The 25,808-nt window shown below is 63.8% G+C and carries 21 protein-coding genes and 1 pseudogene; 16 read left to right on the forward strand and 6 right to left on the reverse strand.

All coding sequences use genetic code 11. The annotated features are described in order from the left end of the window. Positions 1-442 precede the first annotated feature (442 nt). Entirely contained in the window at positions 443-1,723 is a 1,281-nt protein-coding gene (locus U5A82_RS05720) for an N-acetylmuramoyl-L-alanine amidase (RefSeq protein WP_326289353.1), read from the forward strand. Positions 1,724-1,928: 205 nt separating this feature from the next. Continuing rightward, a complete protein-coding gene (locus U5A82_RS05725) occupies positions 1,929-4,466 on the forward strand; it encodes a penicillin-binding protein 1A (protein ID WP_326289355.1) in 2,538 nt (845 codons plus the stop codon). Positions 4,467-4,473: 7 nt separating this feature from the next. Here the strand turns inward: U5A82_RS05725 and U5A82_RS05730 are convergent, their stop codons facing one another. After that, the gene (locus U5A82_RS05730; protein WP_326289357.1) at positions 4,474-4,857 is read right to left on the reverse strand and encodes a hypothetical protein; all 384 of its coding nucleotides are present in this window, start codon (positions 4,855-4,857) and stop codon (positions 4,474-4,476) included. Positions 4,858-5,090: 233 nt separating this feature from the next. On the opposite strand from U5A82_RS05730, the gene prfB reads away from it, so the two are divergent. From prfB to U5A82_RS05750, 4 genes and pseudogenes are all read left to right on the forward strand, one after another. Then, a complete protein-coding gene (gene prfB, locus U5A82_RS05735) occupies positions 5,091-6,218 on the forward strand; it encodes a peptide chain release factor 2 (RefSeq protein WP_326289358.1) in 1,128 nt (375 codons plus the stop codon). Beyond that, the gene (locus U5A82_RS05740; protein WP_326289360.1) at positions 6,218-6,937 is read left to right on the forward strand and encodes a class I SAM-dependent methyltransferase; all 720 of its coding nucleotides are present in this window, start codon (positions 6,218-6,220) and stop codon (positions 6,935-6,937) included. The genes prfB and U5A82_RS05740 overlap by 1 nt, the downstream gene beginning before the upstream one ends. A 46-nt stretch (positions 6,938-6,983) precedes the next feature. Beyond that, positions 6,984-7,235, forward strand: a complete 252-nt coding sequence (locus U5A82_RS05745; RefSeq protein WP_326289361.1) for a hypothetical protein — start codon at positions 6,984-6,986, stop codon at positions 7,233-7,235. 115 nt (positions 7,236-7,350) lie between these two features. Next, positions 7,351-8,400 (forward strand): annotated as a pseudogene (locus U5A82_RS05750) (NADP(H)-dependent aldo-keto reductase). Positions 8,401-8,412: 12 nt separating this feature from the next. Here U5A82_RS05750 and U5A82_RS05755 read toward each other — a convergent pair. Next, positions 8,413-8,703 carry a hypothetical protein gene (locus tag U5A82_RS05755; protein WP_326289362.1) on the reverse strand — a complete coding sequence of 97 codons (291 nt, stop codon included), beginning with the start codon at positions 8,701-8,703 and terminating at the stop codon, positions 8,413-8,415. A gap of 206 nt (positions 8,704-8,909) precedes the next feature. Here U5A82_RS05755 and U5A82_RS05760 point away from each other — a divergent pair, with 206 nt between their 5' ends. The 10 genes from U5A82_RS05760 to U5A82_RS05805 all read left to right on the forward strand — a co-directional run bounded on the left by U5A82_RS05760 (position 8,910) and on the right by U5A82_RS05805 (position 20,755). Continuing rightward, positions 8,910-10,991: a TonB-dependent siderophore receptor gene (locus tag U5A82_RS05760; protein WP_326289363.1), complete on the forward strand. Its 2,082-nt coding sequence runs from the start codon at positions 8,910-8,912 to the stop codon at positions 10,989-10,991. A gap of 20 nt (positions 10,992-11,011) precedes the next feature. Further along, on the forward strand, positions 11,012-11,644 hold the full coding sequence (locus U5A82_RS05765; RefSeq protein WP_326289364.1) for a DUF4198 domain-containing protein: 633 nt from the start codon (positions 11,012-11,014) through the stop codon (positions 11,642-11,644). A gap of 158 nt (positions 11,645-11,802) precedes the next feature. Next, positions 11,803-14,103, forward strand: a complete 2,301-nt coding sequence (locus U5A82_RS05770) for a TonB-dependent receptor (RefSeq protein ID WP_326289365.1) — start codon at positions 11,803-11,805, stop codon at positions 14,101-14,103. A gap of 179 nt (positions 14,104-14,282) precedes the next feature. Further along, positions 14,283-15,314: a D-alanine--D-alanine ligase family protein gene (locus tag U5A82_RS05775; RefSeq protein WP_326289366.1), complete on the forward strand. Its 1,032-nt coding sequence runs from the start codon at positions 14,283-14,285 to the stop codon at positions 15,312-15,314. After that, on the forward strand, positions 15,311-16,123 hold the full coding sequence (locus tag U5A82_RS05780) for an NTP transferase domain-containing protein (protein ID WP_326289367.1): 813 nt from the start codon (positions 15,311-15,313) through the stop codon (positions 16,121-16,123). The genes U5A82_RS05775 and U5A82_RS05780 overlap by 4 nt, the downstream gene beginning before the upstream one ends. Before the next feature lie 6 nt (positions 16,124-16,129). Next, positions 16,130-17,215: a sugar-transfer associated ATP-grasp domain-containing protein gene (locus U5A82_RS05785; protein WP_326289368.1), complete on the forward strand. Its 1,086-nt coding sequence runs from the start codon at positions 16,130-16,132 to the stop codon at positions 17,213-17,215. Continuing rightward, positions 17,212-18,345: a glycosyltransferase gene (locus U5A82_RS05790; RefSeq protein ID WP_326289370.1), complete on the forward strand. Its 1,134-nt coding sequence runs from the start codon at positions 17,212-17,214 to the stop codon at positions 18,343-18,345. Before U5A82_RS05785 ends, U5A82_RS05790 begins: the two co-directional genes overlap by 4 nt. Positions 18,346-18,593: 248 nt before the next feature. Beyond that, positions 18,594-18,815, forward strand: a complete 222-nt coding sequence (locus U5A82_RS05795; RefSeq protein ID WP_326289371.1) for a hypothetical protein — start codon at positions 18,594-18,596, stop codon at positions 18,813-18,815. A gap of 161 nt (positions 18,816-18,976) precedes the next feature. Beyond that, positions 18,977-19,921, forward strand: coding sequence for a 2-hydroxyacid dehydrogenase (locus tag U5A82_RS05800; RefSeq protein WP_326289373.1), 945 nt, complete (start codon positions 18,977-18,979; stop codon positions 19,919-19,921). A 180-nt stretch (positions 19,922-20,101) separates the two neighbouring features. Next, complete coding sequence (locus U5A82_RS05805) at positions 20,102-20,755, forward strand: YjbE family putative metal transport protein (RefSeq protein WP_326289374.1); 654 nt, start codon at positions 20,102-20,104, stop codon at positions 20,753-20,755. Here U5A82_RS05805 and U5A82_RS05810 read toward each other — a convergent pair. The 4 genes from U5A82_RS05810 to U5A82_RS05825 are packed head-to-tail and all read right to left on the reverse strand — an operon-like array spanning position 20,742 to position 25,767. Next, complete coding sequence (locus U5A82_RS05810) at positions 20,742-21,818, reverse strand: AbrB family transcriptional regulator (protein WP_326289376.1); 1,077 nt, start codon at positions 21,816-21,818, stop codon at positions 20,742-20,744. The two genes, U5A82_RS05805 and U5A82_RS05810, sit on opposite strands and share 14 nt — an antisense overlap. Positions 21,819-21,864: 46 nt before the next feature. Then, positions 21,865-23,172: a CitMHS family transporter gene (locus tag U5A82_RS05815; protein WP_326289378.1), complete on the reverse strand. Its 1,308-nt coding sequence runs from the start codon at positions 23,170-23,172 to the stop codon at positions 21,865-21,867. A 34-nt stretch (positions 23,173-23,206) separates the two neighbouring features. Next, positions 23,207-24,691, reverse strand: a complete 1,485-nt coding sequence (locus U5A82_RS05820) for an OprO/OprP family phosphate-selective porin (RefSeq protein WP_326289381.1) — start codon at positions 24,689-24,691, stop codon at positions 23,207-23,209. Then, positions 24,688-25,767: an ABC transporter substrate-binding protein gene (locus U5A82_RS05825; RefSeq protein WP_326289383.1), complete on the reverse strand. Its 1,080-nt coding sequence runs from the start codon at positions 25,765-25,767 to the stop codon at positions 24,688-24,690. Before U5A82_RS05825 ends, U5A82_RS05820 begins: the two co-directional genes overlap by 4 nt. Between the last annotated feature and the right edge of the window lie 41 nt (positions 25,768-25,808).

Here is a 25,808-nt window from a genome sequence, read left to right on the forward strand (position 1 = left end):
CATGATGGGCGCGGATATCGGCATCGTCCGGGTTTGAAGGTGATTGTGCGCGTCTGCTGCGTCGGCAGGGCCGGACATATCGCCGGGCCGGACCATCCACGCCGCATCGCCCGTGACCGGGGCTAGCGTGGAATGGAAATCATGCCTCATGCAGCGTCAACCTGGTTGAAGCGCCATAAACGCAAGGAGTGCGTCCGTCGGTGCCTGTCTTGTCCTCCCCCAAGTCGCCGTACTATCGACAAGTCTTGCAGGAATATGAATGGGTAGCAGTCAAATAGCGACGGAGCAACGGTCGCCTGAAATATAATGCCGCGCCATCCGATGGCTGTGACCGATCGCATATTTGTCGTGAAGGGCGAGTTAACCGTCTCATTTTACCGGGTCAAAAGGGGCGATGCTTAATCCGGGGTTTAGCGTGGGGACGCTGAACGGATTAACCCGGATGACATTTGGCTGGACGGCCGATCGGAACGCGTTGCACAAGCGGCGCATGTTCCAAAGCCTTGCCCTGGCAGGCACGATATTGATGGCGGTACCTGGCAGCGCCGGTGGTATTTCCGGCGTGGACGTGCAGGACGACCGGGTTGTCGTGCGCTTCGACGATCGCATCGACGGTGCGTCGGCATTCCTGCTGGATTCGCCCCGCCGTATCGCCCTCGACATCCCGGGCGCACAGATGAGCCGGGGCAGCTTTTCCCCCGGCAACGGCGCGATCGCCGCGGTGCGGCAGGGGCAATTGAGCGACGGCACGGCGCGCGTGGTGCTGGACCTGTCCGTACCCGCGACGCTCGGCAATCCGCAAATGGCGCAGGACGGCAAATCGCTTAGCTTCTCGCTCCAGGGCGTCAGCGACGCCCGCTTCCGCACCGAACTGGGCAAGGGGCGGATGCGGTTCGATGCGCCGGTCGACATGGCGGCGCGCCCGCAAAAGCGCCTCCATTCGATCAGCGTCCCGATACCGGCCGCCGCGCGCGGCGTGTCTTTGCCGCCGGTGGAGGGCGCGCATGACGGCGCGCGGCCCCTGGTGGTGATCGACGCAGGCCATGGCGGCCATGATCCCGGCGCGATCAACCGGGAAAATGGGAAGCGCGAAAAGGATGTGACGCTGGCCATCGCCCAGGCGATTCGCGACCAGCTGGTCAAATCCGGCCGGGTGCGCGTGGCGCTGACCCGCGACGACGACAAATATCTGGTGTTGCAGGAACGCTATGGCATCGCGCGCAAGCTGGGCGCGGACCTGTTCATATCCGTCCACGCGGACGCAGCGGAAAATACCGAAGCGCATGGCGCCACCGTCTATACGCTGTCGGAAACCGCGTCCGACCGGGAGGCCGCCCGTCTGGCGGCGCGCGAAAACAAGGTCGACATCATCAACGGCGTCAATCTGGGCGGCCAGTCGGGCGACGTGTCCTCGATCCTCATCGACCTGACGCAACGCGAATCGATGAACATCTCGGCCAATTTCGCCCGATTGCTCCAGCGCGAGGCCGCGCCCTATATGTCCTTCCGCAGCGCCTATCATCGCTTCGCCTCGCTGATGGTGCTGAAGGCGCCCGACACGCCGTCGGTATTGTTCGAAACCGGCTATATCAGCAATGCCGACGATGCGGCCTTCCTGTCGTCGCGCGAGGGGCAGGGGAAGATCGCCCGTGGCGTCGCCCGCGCGATCGAGGTGCATTTCGCCCGCAAGCTGGCGATGCGAAACGGCGCGGTGGGCGGCTAATCTGTCCTACCACGCGCGCGTTCGCTATTATCGGGGTAACTTTCCGATAGGATCAACGGTGCGTAACATTATGTCGAAATCTGCGGGAAATGTGGGAAGTTAAGGGGTGAGCGTCACGCAAAGGGGCAGGGCGTATCGACAGATGCGTCGGATCGCGTCATGCCCACTGGCCTTGGCCGCAATTTGACCCTAGAGCCTCTTTCCCATGGAAGAGGCCCGTTCCGATACCGCCCCGTCGTCCTTCGCCTATCGCCTGCGCCGCGACGCGGGGGGCTTTTTCAGTCGGCTGCGTCCGCTCTGGGGCCGTCGGTTCATCCGTTGGGTCGCGATTGCGCTCGGCGCGGTGCTGCTTGGCCTCGGGCTGTTCTGGCTGATCTTCGCGCGGGGGCTGCCCGACGCCGCGACGCTGCTGGAATATGAACCGCCGCTGCCGACCATCGTGCGCGACATCAATGGCCAGCCGGTGCACAGCTATGCCCGCGAACGCCGCGTCCAGCTGCAATATAGCGATTATCCCCAGCAGTTGATCCACGCCTATCTGGCGGCGGAGGACAAGACGTTTTTCGAACATCATGGCGTCGACATCCCCGGCTTTGCCGGCGCGGTGGTCGATTATGCCAGCAAGCTGGGGTCGGGCCAGCGCGCGCGCGGCGGCTCCACCATCACCCAGCAGGTCGCCAAGAATCTGCTGATCGGCGACGAATATTCGCCCACGCGCAAGGTGAAGGAGATGATCCTGGCCTATCGCATGGAAGGCGTGCTGTCCAAGCAGCAGATCCTCGAACTCTACCTCAACCAGATATTCCTCGGCCGCAACGCCTATGGCGTCCAGGCCGCCGCGCGCGCCTATTTCGACAAGGATGTCGCCGATCTCCAGCTGCACGAAATGGCCTATCTCGCCATTCTGCCCAAGGGGCCGGCCAATTACCGCCCCGAAAGCGAGAGCGGCATGGCCCGCGCGCTCGACCGTCGCAACTGGGCGCTGAGCGAAATGGTCAAGAGCGGATGGATCACACAGGCGCAGCGGGATGCCGCCGCCGCCTTGCCACTGGGCACCGTCGCCGCGCATGGCTCCAGCTTCGATGCGCGCGCTGGTGGCTATTATATGGAGGAAGTGCGCCGCCGCCTGATCGGGCTGTTCGGCGAAAAGGCGGAGGACGGCCCCAACAGCGTCTATGCCGGCGGCCTGTGGGTTCGCAGCCCCTATGACGCGGTGGTGCAGGACCATGTCGCGACCGCGCTGCGCAACGGCCTGCTCCGCTTCGACGCCGGGCGCGGCTGGTCCGGGCCGGTCGGTCATCTCGATATCGACAAGGGCTGGGAACGCGAACTGGCGGCCAGCTATATCGACGTCGATTATGCGCAATGGCGCGTCGCGATCATCATCAGCCGCACATCGTCGGACGCGCAGATCGGCTTTGCCGACGGGTCGACCGGCACGCTGCCGGCAGGCTCCGCACAACTGCCCTATCGCAAGACAGGCGGCCCCGCCTTCTCCGCGATGCAGCCCGGCGACCTGATCGTCGTGGCGCGCAACGGATCGAGCTGGGCGCTGCGCAATATCCCCTCGGTGTCCGGCGGCATGGTCGCGCAGGATGTCCATTCGGGCCGCATCCGCGCAATGCAGGGCGGCTTCGATTCGCGCCTGTCCTCCTACAACCGCGCGACGCAGGCGATGCGCCAGCCCGGTTCGACCATCAAGCCGTTCGTCTATGCCGCCGCGCTCGACAATGGCATGACGCCTGCGTCGATCATCGTCGATGGCCCCTTGTGCGTCTATCAGGGCGCGGGCCTGGGCCAGAAATGCTTCCGCAACTTCTCGGGCGGCAGCGCGGGGCCGCAGACGATGCGCTGGGGCGTCGAACAGTCGCGCAACCTGATGACCGTGCGCGCCGCCAGCCAGACCGGCATGGATCGCGTCGTGCGCACGATCAAGGCGATGGGCATCGGCGACTATAAACCCTATCTCTCCTTCGCGCTGGGCGCGGGCGAGACGACGGTGGAACGGATGGTCAACGCCTATGCCACGCTCGCCAACCAGGGGCGCCAATTCCCGTCCAAGGTGATGGATTATGTCCAGGACCGGCGCGGCAAGGTGATCTGGCCCGAACGCTGGCGGCCGTGCGATGGCTGCAACATGGCGAACTGGGACGGCAAGCCGATGCCCCGCTTCGGCATGGAGGGTAAGCAGGTCATGAACCCCATGACCGCCTATCAGGTCGTCCATATCGCCGAAGGCGTCGTCCAGCGCGGCACCGCCACGGTGCTGGCCGACCTCAAACGACCGCTGTTCGGCAAGACCGGCACCACCAATGGCCCGACCAACGTCTGGTTCGTGGGCGGATCGCCCGACATCGTGGCGGGCGTCTATATCGGCTACGACCAGCCACGAAGCCTTGGCGGCTGGGCGCAGGGTGGCCGCATCGCCGCGCCGATCTGGAAAGCGGCGATGGCGCCGGTGCTGGAAACCATGCCCAAGACGCCCTTCGTCGCCCCGGCGGGTATCCGCATGGTCGCGATCGACCGACGGTCGGGCAAGCGCGTCTATGGCGCCTGGCCGACCAGCGAGCCGAAAGCCGCCGTGATCTGGGAAGCGTTCAAACCCGAATCCGAACCCCGCCGCACGATCCGCAAGGAAGAGGCGGAGGCGCAGGCCAAGGTCGCCGAAAGCCGCGCCGCGTCCGGCCAGCGCCGTCAGCGCAACGACGCCGATTTTCTGGAGGGGCAGGGCGGCATCTACTGATTTCGCCCTATCCGGGCAGGCTGCCATCCTCGAACAGCCAGGCCATCGCCCTGTCCCATTCGTCTGCGGCGAACAGGCCGACATTGCTCTGCGGGATCACGCGTCGCGCCTGCACCTTGTTGAGCATCGATGCGATGACGATGGCATAATGACCATGATTTTGGTCCATCAACATGCGGAACAGCGTGGCGAACGCTTCTCCCACCTCCGGCGACTGCACGGGATAGTCGCGACAGTCCGCCAGAACCCGGTAGCTGTTATGCGTCAGTTCGATCGTCCGGTGATGCGCCAGAAATGCCTGTTCGAAATCGCGAAACTCCTCGATCGTCCAATAACCCTGCTGGACGATGTGGAGCAGCCGTCGATTCGCATCGTAGGAAAAGCTGAACATGGCATCCCTCTCCTGGCTCAATCCCGCTTTTCCGTCTTTTTAGCGCAGGATGGTTATTAAGGTTACTCTTATGGATCGGAACTGGGCGATTTTATGTTGTCCAGTCATGGTGGCATGGCACTATACGGTCCTGTCTCTCTTGACGCGCGGGCCGTGGCGCAAGAAAGGAGCGCATCGACAGCGTTCGCCCCGCCAGCTTTCGCCCCGACTATGTGGCATATGGAGAACAGATCATGCGCGCCGAAGCGCAGCAATATATCGACCGTATCGACGCCGCGCTGGACCTGTTGCGCCGCTTCCTCGACTGGGACCGTGCGCTGCGCCGTCTGGACGAGCTGAACGCGCGCGTCGAAGATCCGACCCTTTGGGACAACGCCAAGCTGGCGCAAGAGGTCATGCGTGAGCGCACCCGGCTGGAAAGCGCGATCGGCGCCACCCGCGCGATCGAGGGCGGCAAGAGCGACAATGCCGAGCTGATCGACATGGCCGAGGCCGAAGGTGACGAGGAAATGGTGTCCGAGGCCATCGCTTCGCTGAAGGCGCTGGCCGAGCGGGCGGACGAGGACAAGATCAAGGCGCTGCTGGCGGGCGAAGCCGACGCCAGCGACACCTATCTGGAAATCCACGCGGGCGCGGGCGGCACCGAAAGCCAGGACTGGGCCGAAATCCTGTCCCGCATGTATCGCCGCTGGGCCGAACGGCGCGGCTACAAGGTGGAACTGGTCGACTATCAGGCGGGCGAAACCGCAGGCATCAAGTCGGCGACTTTCCTGATCAAGGGCGAGAATGCCTATGGCTATGCCAAGACCGAAAGCGGCGTCCACCGCCTGGTCCGAATCAGCCCTTATGACAGCGCGGCGCGTCGGCACACCAGCTTCTCGTCGGTGTGGGTCTATCCGGTGATCGACGACAATATCGATATCGAAGTCAAGGAAAGCGACCTCAAGATCGATACCTATCGCGCATCGGGTGCGGGCGGGCAGCACGTCAACACGACCGACTCGGCGGTCCGCATCACCCACGTCCCCTCCGGCATCATCGTCGCGTCGCAGAACGACCGGTCGCAGCACAAGAACCGCGCCACCGCGATGAACATGCTAAAGGCCCGCCTCTATGAGGCGGAACTGCGCAAGCGCGAGGAAGCGGCCAATACCGACTATCAGGCTAAGACGGAGATCGGCTGGGGCCATCAGATCCGCTCCTATGTCCTCCAGCCCTATCAGCTGGTGAAGGACCTGCGGACCGGCGTCACCTCCACCGCGCCCGACGACGTGCTGGACGGCGCACTCGATCCTTTCATGGCCGCCGCGCTCAGCCAGAAGGTGACGGGCGAGAAGGTCGATGTGGAGGATGTGGACTGATGATCCGGGCGGCATTGGCGGGCGCGCTTGCCCTGCTGGCCGCTTGTGATCAGCTGGGCGGGAGCAAGGAGACGCATCGGCCTGCCGCCGCCGCGCCTTTCCCGCAGGCCGACCGGCCGGTTGCCCCGATCGTATCGACCCGCTGGTCGAGCGAGGAAGCGCGCGACCGAGTGAATGAGGCGGAGGATATCATGGACCGGGCGGGCATCCGCGCGGGCATGACGGTGGCGGACATCGGCGCTGGCGAAGGCTATTATACGGTCCGCCTTGCCAAGCGGGTGGGCGACAAGGGGCGGGTGCTGGCAGAAGACATCATGCCCGAAGTGATCGAGGCTTTGTCGCGCCGCATCACGCGCGAAAAATGGGACAATGTCAGCGTCAAGCTGGGCGCGGCAGAAGATCCCAAACTGCCGGAAAACAGTTTCGATCGCATCCTGATGGTGCACATGTATCATGAGATCGCCGAGCCTTACGCCTTCCTGTGGCACCTCAGCCCTGCGCTCAAGAAGGACGGCGAACTGATCGTCGTCGATGCCGACCGCCCGACCGACCAGCACGGCACGCCGCCGCGCCTGCTGGCCTGCGAACTGGCCGCCATGGGGTTTCGCATGGAACAGCTTATCCCCAAACCGACCGCAGGCGGCTATCTGGCGCGGTTCCGACGTATCACGTCGCGCCCCGATCCGGCCAGCATCGTCCCCTGCGCCCTTGTGGACTGACGCTGTCGCCTTGCCTGCGCACGGCCCGCTGCTGTAGGGCGGGCCGATGCATTTCGATGACCAGCTTCAGCGCTATTTCGGGACCACGGACCTCGACAGCTTGCCCGCCTCGACGGTCGAGGCGGGCATGGAGCGCATGCAGGTCGATCTGGGCCTGGAGGAGGATCGCGGTCGCCGCTTCGCCTTATGGTCGCTGCTGTTCCTGCTGGGCGCTGCGCCCGATCTGGAGGTGGCGTTCGACAATGCGGCGGATCGGGACGCTGCCCGCAATTTCATGGACCTGACGGACGAGGGCTAAGTCATCGTCATATGTGGCGCTCATCGATCGATGCGTCTTAATCAATCATGTCTGCCCCTCTTTCCCTCGCCTTGCGAAAGGCTAAGAGAGGCAGCCGCACTCATGGGAGGATCGGATGGACTATCGCACGCTCGGCCGCACGGACCTGAAGGTCAGCCTGATCTGCCTCGGCACCATGACCTGGGGGTCGCAGAATAGCGAGGCGGAGGCGCATGCCCAATTGGACTATGCCGTAGGCGAGGGCGTCAATTTCATCGACACGGCGGAAGGCTATCCGGTCACGCCGGTCAGCGCGGATACGCAGTTCCTGACCGAAACCTATATCGGCAACTGGCTTGCGGCGCGGGGAAAGCGGGACGACATCATAGTGGCTACCAAGGTGTCCGGGCCGTCGCGCGATCCCATCCGGAAATTTCGCGGCGGCGGCAACAGGCTCGACCGTCGCAACATCCTTTTGGCGGTTGACGACAGCCTTGCCCGGTTGAAGACCGATTATATCGATCTTTATCAGGTCCATTGGCCTGACCGGCCGGTCCCGTCCTTTGGCTGACGCGGTATCGCAGCGCTGGAGGACACGGCCGAAACCGTCGCGATCCAGGAAACTCTGGAGGCCTTGGCCGACCTGGTCCAGGCGGGCAAGATCCGCCATGTCGGCGTTTCCAACGAAACGCCATGGGGCGTGGGCGAATATCTCCGTCTGGCGCGCGATCATGGCCTGCCGCGTATCGCGTCGATCCAGAACGCCTATAATCTGCTCAACCGTATATTCGAGATCGGCCTGTCCGAATATGCGCTGCGCGAAGATGTCGGGCTGCTCGCTTACTCGCCATTGGCGGGCGGGAACCTGACCGGCAAATATCTGGGTGGCGTCATTCCCCAGGGTTCGCGTCGCGATGTGTCCAAACAATTCGTGCGGTACGACCTGCCCAACCAGGCGATCGCCAGCGCGCGCTATGTCGCGATCGCCCATGCTTTCGGGTTGGACCCTGCGCACCTCGCGCTCGCCTTCGTCCATGCGCAACCGTTCGTGACATCAACGATCATCGGCGCGACCAGCCTGGAACAGCTTAGGACAGACATCGCCAGTGTGGATGTCCACCTCTCCCAAGAGCAACTGGCGGCGATCGAATACATCCATCGGGCTATCCCCGATCCCTGCCCCTGATTGCGGGTGTGGTCAGGCAGCGCGGGGCGAGCGAGCCTTGTCGTCCGATGATGCAGGCGCTTCGCCCATGGCCGTAATCCCCTGCCACCAATCATCCACCGTCGGAGTCAGGATCGACAATTTTCCCCGGCGCGGGCGGGCAAGCCATACCGATCCCACGCACATATAGCGCCATTGGGCGTCGCAATTGATCGGAACATGGCGAAAACACGCCTGGTCGCCGGTCGTTGCGGGATCGACGGCGCGCAATTCGCTGGGCACTTCACGCCAACTGCCATCGGGGAATCGCACAGAAATCACCATCACCTGCCTCCATCCCCGCTGTTCGTCCCCTATAAACGCACATCAAGCCATTGAGTTCATGGCGTCTTGTCGCAAAACTCACAGGCCGCGTCCGATGCGCTAAAATGGCCACATGGAGCCCGTTTTTCGATCGGCCTGATCCAATGCAATTGCGAATATGTCGCATTATCCGTAAGGGGCCGTCCATCGAATCAAATCAGAGGCAGATGATGAACGTAAAATGGATCGCGCTTGGCAGCGCAGCGGCAATGGCTTTGTGTCACCCGGCCTATGCCGCCGAGGACTCTGTAGCTGCGGACGCGGACCAGGCGCAGGATTCGATTGTCGTCACCGCATCGCAATTTGCGGGCACAAAGACCGAAACACCCCTGATCGAAACGCCCCAGCCCATCACCGTCATCACAGCGGACCAATATCTGTCGCAGGGCGCGATCAGCATCAGCGATACGGTGAAATATGGCGCCAGCGTCCTCGCCAATCCCTATGGCCGCGATACCCGCGTCGATGGCTTCAACATTCGCGGGATCGACGCGCTTCAGTTCCGCGACGGCATGCGCGACATCTTTTCCTACTATGCCAGCATCACGTCGGACCCCTATAATTTCGACCGCGTTGAAATCGTCCGCGGCCCGGCGTCCGTGCTCTATGGTCAGGGATCGATCGGCGGCCTCGTCAACCTCGTCTCCAAGACGCCGGACTTCCGCACGCGCGGCGAAGTGAACCTCGTCTATGGCAGCTACGACCGCAAGGAAGTGCTGGGCGACGTCAATGTCGCGCTGGCCGATAATCTGGCGGTGCGCTTCGTCGGCCGCGCCCGCGACGCCGACACCTATGTCGATCATGTGCCTGACGACCGGGTGATGTTCGCGCCGTCGATCCGCTGGCAGCCTACGCCTGACACCGATGTTGTGCTGACCGGCCTCTATCAGGAGGACGACACCGGATCGACCTCGCAATTCCTGCCGATCGTCGGCACCTTCCGTCCGAACCCCGCCAATCCGGGTGGCAAGCTCGATCCCTATATGTTCGTCGGCAAGGCGGGTTGGGACCGCTATGACGGCCGCTCGCTCCAGGGTGGCGGCTCCATAACACACAGCTTCTCCGACAATGTTCGGATCAGCTTGAAGGCGCGCTATATCGATAGCGACTTAGCCTACAACACCCATTATGCCGACAGCTATACCAACCCGACCGATCCGTTTGCGGTATATGGCACCAACGGCCGCACCATCGGCCTTTATGCCGATTCCAGCGACGCGCGGATGAACGTGTTTTCGACCGACAATAATCTGCAGTTCACCTTCAACACCGGCGCTAATATCGAACATAAGTTTCTTGTCGGTGTTGATTACAGCTGGAACAAGGTTGGCAAGCGCTATGCCACGACCGCGCTTGAAGTGGTCGATCTGTACGATATCGATTATGACGCGCTCAATACCTATAATTCTTCCGGCCCCTTTACATATGAATCGCAGAAGCAGCTCGGCGTTTATATGCAGGACCAGATCCGCTTCTTCGATCGAGTTTCGGTTGTGCTTGGCGCGCGTCGCGATCATGTCACTGGGTCACGTGGACAGGACGACAACGCCACCACCTTCCGCGCGGGCATCATCGGTGAACTGGGCGCAGGCTTCTCGCCCTTTTTCAGCTATACCGAAAGCTTCCTGCCGGTCGCCGGTTCGCTCATGGGGCCGGGGGGCGTCATCGGCGATCCCTACCGGCCGCAGACCGGCACACAGTTCGAGGCGGGCATGAAGTGGCAGCCGGAACCCAGCACCCTGGTCACGGTCACGGCCTTCCACATCAAGGAGCGCAACCGCGTTCTTTATCTCGCCAACAATGCGACGACGCAGTCCGGCGAGTTGACGACCAAGGGTATCGAGGTCGAGGCAAGCCACACCATGCCGGGCGATTTCGAGCTGCTGGTCAATTATGGCTACAACAAGCTGAAGTCCGAAGTGAACACCAGCCTGGACTATATGCCACGCCACACCGCGTCGATCTGGTCGAGCAAGAGCTTCGGCGTCGCCGACGACGCGCAGCTGCGCCTGGGGGCGGGCGTGGTCTATAGCGGCAAAAGCATATCGACCAGCGCCATCTGGTCGATCGTCACGCCGTCGCGCACCACGGTCGACGCGCTGGCGGAGATCAACTGGCATAGCTGGCGCTTTGCGCTCAATGCGACCAACCTGCTCAACAACCAATATTATGCGTCCTGCCTGGCGCGTGGCGACTGCTTCGTCGGCGCGCCGCGTAACGTGATGGGCACGGTCGGTTTCCGTTTCTGACGATCCCAAGAGGAGAGAGCATGAAGAGATTGTCCATGGCCCTGCTGGCCTTTGTCGGCCTGTCTTCCACGGCGCAGGCGCATGAAGTGTGGGTCGAGCGCGACGGCGTGGGCCCCGCGCGCATCTATCTGGGCGAACCGGGCGAAGTCCTGCCGGAAGGCGGCGATCCTGAGTTCGAGAAGCTCAAGGCGCCGCGACTGGTGCCGGGATCGAAGGCGGCGCAGACGCGCAAGGTCGGCTACATCGAGGTCGCGGCCCCGGCTGGCGACGTGCGTGTGATCGACGACAGCGTTTTCGCCCCCTGGGGTGAAGAGGGCAAGAAGGAGGGCGTAATCTATTATGCCCGCGCCGGCCGCGCCGAAGCCAAGGCTGCCTTGCCGCTGGAGATCGTGCCGACAGCGGCCCATGCGGATAGCTTTACGCTTGTCCGCGACGGCAAGCCGGTGCCCGCCACCAAGCTGACCGTCATCTCGCCTGACAAATGGACCAAGGCTTTCACGACCGACGCGCAGGGCCGGGTCGCCTTGCCGATCAAGGACAAGGGACGCTATATCCTGACCGCGACGCAGGAGGAAAAGGGCGACCTGACCCTGGCGAACCAGAAGGTCGCGACCCTCTATCACATCGCGACGCTCAGCTTCGTGAACGATTGATCGGATCGGGGGAGGGCATCCGTCCTTCCCCGGCATCCCAATATGACAGCCATGTCATGAGACTGACTTCGCGCCGTCAAGCTTAGCACATCGCGCTGCAACATCGTGCGGATAGGCCGCCCCCGACCAAAAGGTTTCAAAAGGGGGATTATCCGACCATGCGCATCACCACCGCTCTGCTGATGGCGTCGACCGCCGTCATTTCCGTGCCCGCCTTCGCGCAGGCCGGCGCGCCCGCCGACGCCGCAGTTGACAGCGGCGCGGAGATCATCGTTTTCGGCCGGGGCGAAACCCGCCAGGTGCAGGAGATTTCGGCCAAGGAAATCCAGACCCTGACGCCTGGCACCAATGCGCTCAAGGCCATCGAAAAGCTGCCCAGCGTCAATTTCCAGTCGTCCGATCCGTTTGGCAATTATGAATGGTCGCAGCGCGTCACCATCCGCAGCTTCAACCAGAACCAGCTTGGCTTCACCTTCGACGGCATTCCGCTGGGTGATATGAGCTATGGCAATCATAATGGCCTGCACATCACCCGCGCCGTCAGCAGCGAGAATATCGGCAGCGTGCGGGTGTCGCAGGGCGCTGGGTCGCTCGGCACGCAGGCGACCGGCAATCTGGGCGGCACGGTCGAAACCTTTTCGATGGACCCGGCGGAAGCGCTCGGCGTGGACGCCAATCTGACGTACGGCAGCAATGATACGTTGCGCGCATTCGGCCGTTTCAACATGGGCAGTCCGGATGGCATTCGCGGCTACATATCGTACGGGTACGGTTCCACCGACAAGTGGAAGGGGCAGGGCGTGCAGGACCAGCATATGGGCAACGCCAAGGTCGTGATCCCGGTCGGCGACGCGAAGATCGATGGCTGGCTCAGCTATTCGGATCGCCGCGAACAGGATTATCAGGACATGTCGATGGGCATGATCCGTCGCCTGGGCTGGAAATGGGACAACACCTATCCCGACTATGCTCGCGCGATCGACTATGCCAGCCGCCTGAACGATGTCGACCGCGTCAGCAACAGCGGCGGCTCGCCCTTTCCGGATGGCCGTTTCGACTATAGTGGCGCGCCGGTTGCTGGTGGACAGGTCTATCCCGGCAATGTGACCAGCGCCGACGACGCCTATTATGATGCCGCCGGCCTGCGCAAGGACTGGCTGGGCGCGGTCGGTCTCACCACGCCGCTGGGTGAGCAGGCGAGCTTCAAGATCAAGGGCTATTATCACAATAATAGCGGCATGGGTCTGTGGGCGACCCCCTACACCGCCAGCCCCAATGGCGTGCCGATCTCCGTGCGCACGACGGAGTATGACATGGACCGGATCGGCGTGTTCGGCAGCGTCGACTATATATTGGGTATCCAGAATTTCAGCGTCGGCGCCTGGTATGAAAACAACAAATTCCATCAGGCGCGCCGCTTCTACGCCTTGGCCAGCCGCACCGATCCGGGCCTGTCCTTCCGCGACTATCCCAAAAATCCCTTCGCCACCCAGTGGGAGTTCGACTTCACCACCGACACGATCCAATATCATGTGCAGGACAAGATCGACCTGGGCATGGTGACGATCAACCTCGGCTGGAAGGGATTCAGCGTCAAGAACAAGGCCGAAGCGATCGTCGCCTCCACCTTCCCGCAGGGCAAGATCAAGGCGGAGGACTGGTTCCAGCCCCATGCCGGTTTCGCGGTCGAATTCAGCCCTGAAGCGGAAATTTTCGGCGGCTTCACCCAGGTGACGCGTGCCTTCGCCAGCGCCACCACCACCGGGCCTTTCTCGACCAACCAGGCGGGCTTCAACGCCATCAGGAACGATCTGAAGCCTGAATCGTCGGACACCTACGAACTGGGCCTGCGCTATCACAACCCGATCTTCAACGGCACGCTGGGCGCCTATCTGGTCAACTTCAAGAACCGCCTGCTGTCGGTCCAGGTGGGCAGTCCGATCCAGGGTCTGGCGTCGGCATTGCAAAATGTCGGCGGCGTCCGCGCGATCGGCGTCGAAGCGGCGGGCGACCTGAAGCTGGGCAGCGGCTTTGGTCTTTATGCCAGCTACAGCTACACCGACGCGACCTATCGCGACGATGTGCTCAACAGCTCGGACGGCTCGCTGGTCGCCGCGATCAAGGACAAGATGGTGGTCGACAGCCCCAAGCATATGGCGCGGGGCGAACTCAACTATGACGACGGCCAACGCTTCTTCCGCGTCGGCGCCAACTATATGTCGCGCCGCTTCTACAGCTATACCAATGATGCGTCGGTCCCTGAGCGGGTGATCGTCGATGCCTCGCTTGGCTATCGCTTCACCGACAAGATCGAAATCCAGATGAACGTCACCAACCTGTTCGACAAGAAATATGTCAGCACCATCGGGTCGGGCGGCTTCGGCAATAGCGGCGACGCGCAGACACTGCTGGTCGGTGCGCCGCAGCAGTTCTTCGCGACGCTGAAGGCTGGCTTCTGAAGGGACGACTTGCCCTTCGTTTCGGGCGATGTGGGGACGGCATCCCGACACGCTCGAAACGAATGGCGGTCCGTCGTCATAAATTTGCGCCTGAACGGTCATCATCCTGACCGATGACCGTTATGCGGCTGCAACAGCGCGGTAAACGGCGCGTCATGCTGGATCGCTAGTGACAAGGCATGACAGCGATCGATTCCCGCCAGATCCGCATTCCCGCCGCCGACAAGGCACGGCTGCGCATGCTATTTCTTGCCAAACATGCCTGCGCCGACGGACGCCCTGACCCGCAGGATGGCAACCATGCCGTCTATCATCATGAAATGCGGTCGACATTGGAAGCGATCGGCCTGAACGTCGCGGTCGCCGACAGCTATGACGCATTGTTTGAACGACCGGATGCCGATTTCGTCGTCACCCTGCTCAATAGGGGCGGGTTCCAGAATAGCGAGATGCTGGCGCCGCTGCTGCTCAGTCGCCGCGCCATGCCCTATCTCGGGGCCAGCCCGATCGTGCGGGGCCTGTCAGACGACAAATATCTCAGCAAGATGATCGCGCGGGCGCGGGGCGTGCCGACCATGGCGGCGCAACTCTTCCGCCGGGGCGGTCTGTTGGAAGCGCCGATCTTTGCGGCGGATCGGCTGGTGGTGAAGCCCAATGCCTCCTCCGCATCATGGGGCGTGAAGATGGTGGATAGCTGGGCCGACGCGCAGGATCATGCCGCCAGCCTGTTCGCGCTGGGGCACGACGTGCTGATGGAGCAATGGGCGCCGTTGCTGGACGTCGCGGTGCCGGTGATCGGTGGCAGCGGCGGCCGACCCTGGATATTGCCGCCGATGATGTACGTCCCGGCCGATCCGCATCGCGAACGTAGTTATGAAGAGAAGCGCGGCCTGATCGATGCGGGCGACGACCCGCTGATATTGGTCGAAGACGCCGATCTGCGCGCGCGGCTGGAAGCGATGACTGCGGCCTTGCTGCCCGAACTCTGGCCGTTCGACTATGGCCGGTTCGAGTTTCGCTACGATCCGATGACCGGGCAGGCACTGTTCATGGAGGTGAACCTGTCCTGCAATCTATGGTCGAAGAAGACGATTGCCCGCTCCGCTGCGTCCATCGGCCTGGATCATGCGGCGCTGGTCGAAACCATCGTTGGCCATAGCCTGGCCCGCCAGGGGTTGTTGGACGAGGCGATCGTGCAGGTGGCGGCATGAGGAGCGGGCGGACGACCGCGATCCTGCTCGCCGGGCGACGCGACGGCACAACCGATCCGCTGGCGATGGCGGCTGGCGTCACCCATAAATGCCTGGTCCCGGTCGCTGGTCAGCCGATGCTGCTCCATGTGATCGACGCGCTGGTGGCCAATCGCCGGATCGGCGAAATCCGGGTGGTGATCGAGGATCCGGCTTTGCTCGCCTATATGCCTTCGCTCCGTGGCCTGCTGCACAGCGGCCGACTGATCGGCGTGGCGGCGCGGCCCAATCTGGTCGACAGCATAATGGCTGGCGCGGACGGCGCGGCTTTTCCGCTGCTCATCACCACGGCCGATAATGTGATGCTGACGCCCGATACGGTGGACGAGATGCTGGACGGATGCGCGATCCAGGCGGCGGACGCCGCCGTCGCCTTTACCCGCCGCGCGTCGGTGCTGGCCGCCCATCCGCAAGGGCAGCGCAAATTCTACAGCTTCGCAGACGACGCCTATTCCAATTGCAACACCTATTGGCTGCGGGACCGCGCCGCGCTGAAGGCGGCGGAAGCATTTCGTTCCGGTGGCCAGTTCGTCAAACATCCCGGCCGGATTGTCGGGGCCTTCGGTCTTGTCAATCTCATCCGCTTTCGCTTCGGCATCGGCACGCTTGATGAGGCCTTCACCCGCTTCTCCCGCCGTTTCCGCCTGACGATCAGCCCGGTGATCCTGACCGACGGGGCGGTGGCGATCGATGTCGACAATGACCGGTCGCACGGCATCGCCACGACCTTGCTGGATCAGCGCCTGTCCCTGGCGCAGGCGGCGGAGTAGCCGCCATTGCTCACCCTGCGTGCGCTGCCTGTACGGGGCGAGGGCGACAATGTGCTGTTGCGCACCTATCATGACGGCCTGATGCGGCACTGGACGCCGGCGCAGCGGCTGGCCGCGCATATGTTGTCCATTCTTGGTCGTGATGGCTGGTCGCGGGCCGAACGCCGCTATCTGGATGATGCCGTGCGAGGGCAGGGTATCAGCATGCGCGATCGCAAGGGGGTGCATCGGCTGCTGAACCCCGCAGCCTTCCCGCTTGGCGCGAACCCGCTCAAGAACAAGCAACTCTTCGCGCAGGCGGCCGCCGGATTGCCGCTGCCCGGCGCGTGCAACCTCGACGTGGACGATCTGGACGCCTGGCTCGCCGGACAGGATGCGATCATCGCAAAGCCCAGCTATCGGTCGAAGGGGCAGGGGGTGGAGCGCTTCGTCCGCGAAGGCGACCTTTGGCGAGACGGTGCGCACGCGCTGACCACCGTCCGGCTCACCACGCATTTACGGCGCGTGTGGGGGCAGGGCGGGGTCATCCAGACATGCCTGCAGACCCATGGCGCGCTGGCTGACCTGTCGCCGGGCGCGCTGCCCACCTTGCGCATCGTCACCTGCATGAACGAGCAGGACAAGCCGGAAATTTGCGACATGGCATTGCGCCTGTCCGCCGGAGGACCGCGACCGGTCGATAATTTCAACGCCGGCAATCTGGTGCTGGCGGTCGATCCGCATGGGCGTTGCGGCGTGGCTTGGCGCAGCGGCGGCAAGCGGCCACCTTCCAGCCACAGCCGCCACCCGACCACCGGCGCGCAGATCGAAGGCGTCGTGCTGCCCTATATCGCCGCAGCCAGGAGCGTGGCGATCCGGGCGCATGAACGATTTCGGCCGGGTTTCACCGTGATCGGCTGGGACATCGGCCTGACTCCGCAAGGACCGGTGCTGGTCGAAGGCAATTGGAACCCCGGCACCGATATCGTCCAACTGGTCAACGGCCTGGGGGTGGGGGACACGCGTCTGGGCATCCTCTATCGTCACGCCCTGGACAAGCTGACAGGTGCGGACTGGCGTCAGGCTCGGGTGGTGCAGCGGGACCGGCGATGAAAATCATCCTGTATGTCCATGCGCTTGCGGCGACCGGCGTCGTACGCAACGTGCGCCTGCTCGCCAGCGATTTTCAGAAACGCGGGCACGCGGTGGAAATCGTCACGGCATTGCCGGGCGGCGAAGCTGCGCAAGGCGCCACCCATCATGCGCTGCTACCGCATAAGCATGGATCACGCATGCTGCAAAAATGGCGGGCTATCCCGCGTCTTCATGCCTATCTGCGGCGAACCCGGCCCGATATCATCCTGTCGGCGGGCAATCATGGCCATCTGACGGTGTTGCTCGGCAGCCGGGCGATGCCGGGGCTGCGCCGGATCTACCGCATCAGCAACGACCTCATACGCGCCGCGCAAGGGACACCCCGCACCAGGATCGGAACGGTCGGCCGATCCCTGTTCGCGCATTGGCTGTCGGCAGACGCCGATCATCTGGTGCTGGTATCACCCACATTAGCCACCGACACGCCCGCCCTCGGTCGCGCCTTGCTTGATGGCCGGGCTTCGATCATCGAAAATGCGATCGATCCGTCGGTGGCGCGAGCCTGCGCTGTCGGATCGTCCCCCCATGGCTGGTATGACGAAGGCGGACCGATCGTCATCGCCATCGGCCGCCTGGCGCCGCAAAAGAATTTCGGCACGTTGTTGACGGCCATCGCCCGGTTGCGGCGGGACGGCGTGCCCGCCCGGCTGATCATCCTGGGCAACAGCCGTGACGGCGCGCGGCAGGCGCTGCGCGATCAGGCCGATGCGCTGGGGATCGGCGACGCGCTTTTGCTGCCCGGCACGGTCGACAATGTCTTCCCGTGGCTCGCCCACGCCGACGCCTTCATCCTGCCGTCCTGGTGGGAAGGATCGGCCAACGTCCTGCTGGAAGCCATGGCGCTCGACGTGCCGGTGGTCGCGTCCCTCAGCGCGGGGAATGCCGCGTCGGTGCTGGACCAGGGGCGCTATGGCCTGTTGGTCGATCCGTCGGACCCCGTCGCCATGGCGCAGGCGCTGGCGCAGCAGGTCGATCCTGGGACCGCTCTTTGCCCCGGCAACAGGATAGAGGCCTATCGGTTGGATTCAATGCTCGATAAGTGGGCGAGGCTCATCGAAACCCTGCCCAAAAGGCTGATATTGCCGTGACGGATCGGACTGGTTCAACAGATCACGCATGCGCAACGATAGCCCCACTCTATCCCGTCATGCATGATCGCAAGACCGGCGAGCGCTGGTTCGTCTTTCCATGGGACGCGCGGGACCCGCAACAGGCGATTGTGGATGAAGCGTCGTCGGTGCCTGACCGGCTGACATAGGCGGAAAAGATAGGCCTCGACAGATGGCGCGGAACTCGTGCCGTCGCCTCCTGTTGTCTCTCCGAAGGAGAATTCGGGATGCACAAGGAACAGGAAAATGGCGACACCGTAACCCATGTTTCGGAGGTCGAAGCGCGCAGCGGATCGCGGACGCGCGTGACGCGCAATATGCTCGTCATCAGCTTGATACTGATCGTCGCCGTTCTGGCGATCGCGCTGGGATTCGGCTTCTTCCAGACGGATCAGTCGGGCGCCGATCAGGTGAATGCCGATAACGTGACCCAGCAAAGCGGACGGTGAGGCCATGGGTCGATCCACTCTCCTGCTGTTCGCCTGACTGTGAATGGATGGGCACTATCGGTTAAAAGTCGTCATTTGGCAGCGGGACGGCCGTCAAAATCGAAAGTTATGACGTGCAGGATAGCGGTAGCGCAGGATTGCCGATCATAAGAGACACCGAAATGGACACCATGATCGCTTTGCAACTGTGCCCCTTGTCCGACCATCTGGAGGTGCAACTGGCGAGCCGTTGTCATGTGCAGCGGTGGTTCGAAATGGACGATGCGGCGCAGCGCGCATGGCTGGCGGACAAAGCCTCATCGGTCGGGCTGGTCGTGACGGGGGGACAATTGGGATGCGACAATGACCTCATCGCTGCGCTGCCGTCTCTGCGGCTGATCGCCATCAACGGCGTGGGCTATGACAAGGTCGATGTCGCCCTCGCCCAGAGCAGAGGCGTCGATGTCAGTACCACGCCGAATGTCCTGACCGACGATGTCGCCGATCTGGCTGTGGGTCTGGTCATCGGCTTGCTGCGCGGCCTGCCACGGGCCGACCGCTTCGTGCGCACGGGCGGCTGGACCGACAGGACCTTTCCCTTGGGGCGCAAGGTCAGCGGACGGCGGTTCGGTATCGTCGGGCTGGGCCGGATCGGCCAGGCGATCGCGCATCGGCTCAGTGCGTTCGGCGATGTCGCTTATTATGGACGGTCCGCGAAGGACGTACCCTATCGTTTCGAACCCGAACTGGCGGCCCTGGCGCGCGCAAGCGACATACTGGTCCTGGCCTGTGCGGCGAATGACGCGACCTATAAGCTGATCGATGCCGACATCCTCAAGGCATTGGGCGCGGACGGCTATCTGGTGAATGTCGCCCGTGGATCGGTGGTGGATGAGGACGCTCTTATAGCGGCGCTGGACAGCGGCGGGATCGCAGGCGCGGCGCTCGACGTGTTCGCGGACGAACCCGCCGTCCCTGCGGCGCTGTTGGGCAACGACCGGACGCTCCTGACGCCGCATATCGCCAGCGCTACGGTGGAAACCCGGATCGCCATGGCCGACTTGGTGCTCGCCAATGTCGATGCCTTGCTTGCGGGGCGGCGACCGCCGACCGCCCTGGCGCGGTAGAGCGGCAACAGCTGCCACCGTCGCAGCCTTCACCACTGCTGAAAGGTCGGTGACAGCTTCCTTTCCTAGGGCGGCGACGGTTCGGCGTATCGGCGTCGCGCCAGGACTTGCTGATCGAGAAGACCGTTCGGCGAGGCGGCGATGCCAGACGTCGCCTGCTTCGGCACGGCGAGAGGATATATGAACGACATCTGGACCCATATCGTCGCCGATTTTTCCAATCTCGGCTCCCCGTCCGCGCTGGCCGCCTTTGGTCAGGTCGTGCTGATCGACATCATGCTGGCGGCTGACAATGCGATCGTCGTCGGCGCGCTGGCCGCCGGGCTGCCGCCTGCGTCGCGGCGCAAGGTGATCGCGATCGGCGTAATCGCGGCTTTGGTACTGCGCATCGCCTTTGCCCTGCTGGTGACCCAGTTGATGCAGCTGGTCGGTCTCGTCTTTGCGGGCGGTCTGCTGCTGGTGTGGGTTGCGTGGAAGATGTGGCGCGAACTGCGGTCGGGTGGCGAAGCGGAAGACGCTGCCGATGTTGCGGGCAAGGCCGCACCGCGCAGCTTCGCGCAGGCCGCCTGGGCGGTCGCCATCGCAGACGTCAGCATGAGCCTGGACAATGTGCTGGCGGTCGCGGGCGCGGCGCGCGAGCATCCGGGCATATTGGTGATTGGCTTGGTGCTATCGGTCGCGTTAATGGGCGTGGCGGCGAACCTGCTGGCGCGTGTCATCGAACGCTATCGCGCGATCGCTTATTTCGGGCTGGTCGTGATCCTCTACGTCGCGGGCAAGATGATCTACGAAGGCGCGATCGATCCGGCGACGGGGCTGATCACGCTTTTCTGACGTCCATGCATGTGAACCCGAGTGGTGCGCCGATCAGGACCAGCACTACCCGGGTCAGATGGTGGACGATGACCACGCCCGGTTCCAGCGCCAGGCTGAGCGCCACCATGCTCATTTCAGCCAGGCCGCCGGGTGAGTAGGCGAGCGTCAGCAGGATGGGATCGAGGCCGGTCAGCTTCCCGATCCCCGTCGCCCAGGCGAAGGTGACGGCGAGCAGGATCGCCGTCGATCCGGCCGCCAGCGCCACGGTGCGCAGCAACGTCCTGAGCGTCAGCCCGGTGAAGCGACAGCCGATAGTCGCGCCCAGCCCTACTTGTGCTGCGGCGAGCGCCCAACCGGGAATGCGGAAATCCGCCAGACCGCTCATATGGACGGCTGCGCTGACGGCCAGCGGTCCGACGAGATGCCAGGCGGGCAGGCGCAGCAATCTGCCGACCAGCAACCCCAACGTGACGCAGCCCCCGGCCCAGAGCAGCAGCGACCAGTCCGCCACCTCGCCCGTCACCGCGGCCGTTGGGCTAATGGCGACCGGCGCATGGTCCAGGCGGATCAGAAAGGGCAGGATGAAGACGACCAGGAAGATGCGTGCGCCATGGATGAGGCCGATGGCGCGCTCGTCCGCGCCACGCTCCGCCCCCATGACCACCATTTCGGCGATGCCGCCGGGCATGCCCGCGAAATAGGCGGTGGCCGGATCGAACTTCGCAATCTTGCGAAAATAGGTGACGCACAGCAGCGCCGCGCTTGCCAGGAAGAAGGGGAGGGCAATGAGCGGAATGATCCAGTCGCGCGCCTGGACAAAGAGATGCGGGCCGAAGCTGCTGCCCAGAACCACGCCGATCACGGCCGCCATCGGGCGACGGGTGGCGGAGGAAGCCTGGATCGGCAGCCCCATGATGCTGGCCATGGCGCAAGCGGCCATGGAGCCGAGCACCCAGGGCAGGGGTGCGCCGATCCACCGGAACAGCGCGCCGCCCGCAGCCCCCACGGCCAGCGCCGCGAAGAAGCGGAGGGTAACCCCCGTGGCATTAGACCATGATCCGATCGGGACGGAACGGATCATGGTCTAATTCCTTGTAATCATAAGGTTTGTTGGATTATTTACATGCTCAGGCCACGAAGGGGAAGGCCAGCGCGATCATGCCCACCAGCGTCATGACGATGCAGACGGCGGCGGCGGGCAGCAGCGTGAAGCGCTGGTGATCGGCCAGGTCGATGCCCGCCAGGCTGACCAGCAGATAGGTGGACGGCACCAGCGGGCTGAGCAGATGGACGGGCTGGCCCATCAGTGACGCGCGGGCGATCGCCATCGGCTCGACGCCATAATGGGCGCCCGCTTCGGCCAGGATCGGCAGCATCCCGAAATAGAAGGCGTCGTTGGAGATGAAGAAGGTGAAGGGCATGGACAGCAAGGCCGTGATCGGCGCCATATAGGGGCCAAGTGCAGGCGGGATGAAGCCCACCACTTCCTTGCTCATCGCCTCCACCATGCCGGTGCCGCCCAATATGCCGGTGAAGATACCGGCGGCAAAGATCAGCGACACGACCGACAGGACATTGCCGGCATGGGCGGCGATCCGCTCCTTTTGCTGGGCGACGCCGGGATAGTTGACGATCATGGCGATGGCGAAGGCGATCATCATCAGCACCGATAGCGGCAGGATGCCCCAGACCAGCAGGCCGAGCAGCGCGACGACCAGCACGCCATTAAACCAGCGCAGATGGGGGCGGCGCGCTTCGGGATATTGCGACACGCCAAGGTCGGCGATGTCGACCGCTTCGCGTTGCGGCATATGGACATGGCCCAGCCGACGGCGCTCCTTGATTCCGAACCAGAAGGCGAGGGCGAGCAGGAAGGCGAGGCCTGCGATCATGCCGGGGATGAGCGGCAGAAACAAGGTGGCGGGGTCCAGTTTGAGCGCGCTTGCGGCGCGGGCGGTGGGGCCGCCCCACGGGGTCAGGTTCATGATCCCGCTCGTCACCATCAGCAGGCAGACGAGGTAGATGCGCTTCATGTCGAACCGTTTGTAGAGCGGCAGCAGCGCGGCGATCGTGATGATGTAGGTGGTGGACCCGTCGCCATCCAGGCTGACGACCGCGCACAGCACGACCGAACCCAGCAGGATCAGCAGCGGGTCGCCATGGACCAGCTTCACCAGTCGCCCGACCAACGGGTCGAACAGCCCGGTGTCGGTCATCGTGGAAAAGAAGAGGATGGCAAACAGCAGCATCACGCCTGTGGGCGCGAGATTCTTGATGCCTTCGATCATCATGTCGCCAAGGCCGGCGGCCTGGCCGGCGATTACGCCGAAGAGCGAGGGGATGATGATGAGCGCGACCAGCGGCGTCATCTTTTTCGTCATGATCAGCGTCATGAAGGTGGCGACCATCAGGAAGCCGAGCAGGGCAAGGTTCATCGCTGCGTCCTTGGATAAACGGGAAAGGGGGGCATCAGAAGGTCACGCCGACGCGGGCGCTGACGGTCTGGCCGTCGTCGCTGCCGGTGAAGGCACCGGCGCGATTGTCGGTGCGCCAGTGGATGCCGTTGAGCTGAAGCCGGGTGAAGCTGTTGAGATACCAGTTGACGCCCACCGTCGCGGCCCAGCCGTCGCCGCCCAGCACCAGATCGGTATAGTCCAGATTTTCGTAGCGAGCTGTCAGCTCGATCGCGCCCGGCCCGCCGTCGAAGGTGGGGTTGAGCACATTGGGCTGGCCGAAGCTGCCGAGGCGCGGGTTGTAGGGCGGCAGTTCGCCGGTCAGGAAGAAGCCGGTCGACAGGCTCCACGCCTTGCTTTCGAAATCGGGGCGATCACCGGTCAGGCGCGCGACACGGCGGCCCGCTTCGCCCATGACCCACAGGCGGCCGGTGTAACCGCCCAGTTCGACGCCATAGCCGGTGGTGGAGCGCCCGCCGAGCAAGTCGCCGGTGGACACCCGCACCGCGCCGTTGAAGCGCCCGCCGATGACGGTGCTGCGCGTCAACGTGGTCGCGGCGGCGGACAGCGCCTCGTCAAAGCCCCAGGCGCCGACATGCAGCAGCGACCGGTCAGTCTTGATGGGATTCCAATGCGCGCGGGCGGACACCGTCCGGCTGTCGTTGGTCGCCTGCTCGCCGTCGATGCGGTCGCCGGTCACGCTGACCGAGGCATGCCAGTTGGGGCCGAACAGGCGGCCCATGATACCGATGCCGTAAAAGCCACGCTGCGGAATGATCGCGGTGGACACCGTGCTGCGCTCCAGAAACGGTGTGGAATCGGACCCGGTACTGCCTTCGAACGCGCGGTCGTTGAACAGATGCCCGGCGCGGATGTCGTAATCGACCTTGCCGCTGAGCCGGTTGCGCCAGCCCAGGAAGGCGGTCACGATATCGACTTCATTCTCCGAAAAGTCGCTTTCGAACTGGTAGAAGAAATGCGGACCCACGCCGCCTTCCAGACCTAGGCGCAATGCGCGCATGCCGGTCGTGGTGGTGTTGCGACCCGCATAGTCGGAGCCGAAGGTCGAACTGACATCGACCAGGATGCGCCCACGTGGCTTGTAGGTGAAGACGCCGTCGGCGGATCGGAACACGGGCAGGCCCGCGCCCCATTCGGTCTTCACGCCGACTTCCCTGGCGATGGCGCGCGCCTGCGCCACGTCGATATCGGCCGGGCCGGGCGGCACGATCTGGGGCGCGAAGGGCGTGACGACCAGCGGCGGCGTGGCCTCCTGCTGCGCCATCTGCGGCGCGGGCTGCGGTGTCGGCGCGGTGGCGGCGGCTTGTGCGCCACCCTGTCCTTCCAGCCTGTCGAGCCGCGATTTGAGCGCCGCGATTTCGGCGGCCTGCGCCTTGACCAGTGCGGCCAGTTCTTCGGCGCTGGGCGTTTGGGCCAGGGCGGGGGTGGCGACGATCAGCGCCAGAGCGGCGCAGCCGGTGCGCAGAAACGAAGGGGTCATTTGCGTTGTGCTCCAGAAGCAAGGATCGCGTTCCATTCGCGCAGGAAGCGCTGCTGCTTGAGGCGATCGAGATTGGCGAGAAGCTGCGGGCCGACGCGCACGGGGCGGGCCTGAGCAGCGGGAAGGCGGCGGCCGCGAATGTCGCTACGCACCGGCCAGAGGCTGTGCTGGGCGAGCAGGGACTGACCCTGGCGCGACAGCAGGAAGTCGAGGAACAGCTTGGCGGCGGCGGGGTGCCGCGCCTCGCGGGCGATGAAAGCGATGCGGGACATCACGATGGTGTAATCCTGCGGGAAGATCACACCGATGCGCGGGTCGCGGCGTGCGCGCTCCAGCGCATAGGAGCCGATGACATTATAGGCGATCGAGAGCTTTCCTTCGGCCACGCCGCGCAACATCGGTTCGGTGGTGATCGACAAGACGGGCTTGGTCGCCGCCATCGCCTCCACCAGCGATTTCGTGTCGCCGGTGATCGCATAATCCTGCGTCAGATAGAGATAGCCGGTGTTGGACCGGGCGGGGTCGAAGGTCGCGACCTTGCCCGTCAACGCCCTGCGGTCCTTGCGCAGCATCGCTTCCAGCGCGGCATGGCTGCGCGGCGGATTGGGAATCGCCTTCTTGTTGTAGACATAGGCGATCGGTTCGGCGGTGACGCCAAAACCCATATTCTTCCACACGGCCGACGGGGGCAGAGCGGGCTTCTCCGGGCTGGCATAGGCCTGGGCGAAGCCGTCGTTGATCAGCTTCACCTGCTGGTCCATGGCAGACGACCAGACGAGATCGGCCGATGGCTTGCGGCCCCGCGATTCCGCCACGAATCGGGCGTACATCGCATTGGAACCCAGATCGGCATAGCGCACGGTTACGCCGGGATAGCGCCGCTGAAAGGCGACGATGACCGGGGCCATTTCCGACGTGTCGGCATTGGCGTAGACGATGACCTGCCGCTCCGCCTGCGCGTCCGCGATCAGTTGATCGTAGGATCGCGGATAGCCCGTCGGCCTTTCCGCCACCGCCGTGGCGGCTGGCGCGCCCAGACTTGCCAAGGCGGCCACTATCTGAATAACCCTTCGCATCGACTGCTCCATGTTCTTCCGTTTCTGTGCCGGATAAATCT

The sequence above is a fragment of the Sphingobium sp. CR2-8 genome, assembly GCF_035818615.1.
Taxonomy (GTDB): Bacteria; Pseudomonadota; Alphaproteobacteria; order Sphingomonadales; family Sphingomonadaceae; genus Sphingobium.